General features: G+C 71.8%; 2 protein-coding genes. Both read left to right on the top strand.

All coding sequences use genetic code 11. The features are described 5' to 3' along the window. The coding region (locus AC2W7C_RS18570; RefSeq protein ID WP_486002664.1) for a hypothetical protein at nucleotides 1–296 on the top strand (296 nt) is incomplete at its 5' end. Nucleotides 297–321: 25 nt separating this feature from the next. Continuing rightward, nucleotides 322–777: a toxin-activating lysine-acyltransferase gene (locus AC2W7C_RS18565; RefSeq protein ID WP_486002663.1), complete on the top strand. Its 456-nt coding sequence runs from the start codon at nucleotides 322–324 to the stop codon at nucleotides 775–777. Nucleotides 778–820: the final 43 nt, after the last annotated feature.

Below are 820 nucleotides of genomic sequence, written 5' to 3'. Positions count from 1 at the left end.
TGCGCTGGTGGGACGACGGCGGGCGCGAGGCCGGGTTCGAGCTCGGCCAGGTCGGTCGGGGGCTGCTGAGCCCGGGCCGGTACGGCCAGGAGCGGTTGGTGGTCGAGACGGCGGACCTCGCGGACCTGTCGGCGCACCAGAAGCTGACCCAGGCCATGGCCGCCTTCGGTCCCCGCACGGGCGGCGGCGCCGCGGTCTGGAAGCGCTCCGGCGAGGACGACTCCGCCCAGCTCATGGCCGCTGACGCGGCCGCTTCACGCTGGCGTTTCGGTACGTCGGGCCGTATCCCTGCATGACCGCCCAGTGACGGAAGAGTTTCGCATGACCGACGCCGCCAGCGGCCAGACCGCTCCGCAGCCCAAGACGGTGGCCCAGATGCTGGGCGAGATCGTCTGGCTGATGTCGCAGTCGCCGCTCCACAAGCAGCTGTTCATCGGCGACCTGGAATGGTTCGCCATGCCGGCCATCCTGGTGGAGCAGTTCCGCATCTTCTACGGCCCCAACGCGCCGGCGGCCGTCGCCCTCTGGGCGATGGTCTCGGAAGAGACGGAACGGCGCCTCGAGCAGGGGGCCAACAAGCTGCGGCCGGACGAATGGGCGGGGGGCGACCGTCCCTGGCTGATCGAGCTGGTCGCGCCCTTTGGCGGCGCCGACGAAATCCTGGCCGACCTGTCGGTCAACGTATTCGGCGGCCGGCCGTTCAAGTTCCACACCGCCGACGCCCAGGGCGTGCGCGTGGTGAAGACCTATGAAGCGCCCGAGCCGGCCCTCAACTAGGCCGGCCGGGCGAGGCGCGGCCCTCGCCGCGGGGCTGGGCGGC

This window comes from Brevundimonas sp. CURTG3B2_SDJG (assembly GCF_057364705.1).
Note: the sequence above shows the minus strand (reverse complement) of the source record. Positions and strands in the feature narration are given on the sequence as shown.